Annotated in this window: 1 pseudogene; it reads right to left on the bottom strand. The window is 66.0% G+C overall.

Annotated elements, in window-relative coordinates:
• Nucleotides 1–259, bottom strand: a pseudogene (locus SB754_RS21195) (diaminopimelate decarboxylase); the annotation flags it as partial.

Here is a 259-nt window from a genome sequence, read left to right as displayed (position 1 = left end):
GCAGGTGTTCGGTCGCGAAGACGCGGCGAACCGCGTCGATGGCCATGCCACCGGCCAGGGAGAATCCGAACTTCTGGTCCTCGTGCGCGGTGGAGATGAACTCGTGGGTGTGGGCTTCGACGCCGACCGTGAGCCGGATGAGGACGTCCTGTACCACGCCGAGGCGGCCGGCGATCTCATCGAGACGCTCGATCTCGATCATCGAGTCCAGCACCACGTGCTCCACACCGGAGGAGGCGGCCAACTCGAGTTCCGGGAC

The organism is Leifsonia sp. SIMBA_070 (genome assembly GCF_046534635.1).
GTDB lineage: Bacteria > Actinomycetota > Actinomycetes > Actinomycetales > Microbacteriaceae > Leifsonia.
Note: the sequence above shows the minus strand (reverse complement) of the source record. Positions and strands in the feature narration are given on the sequence as shown.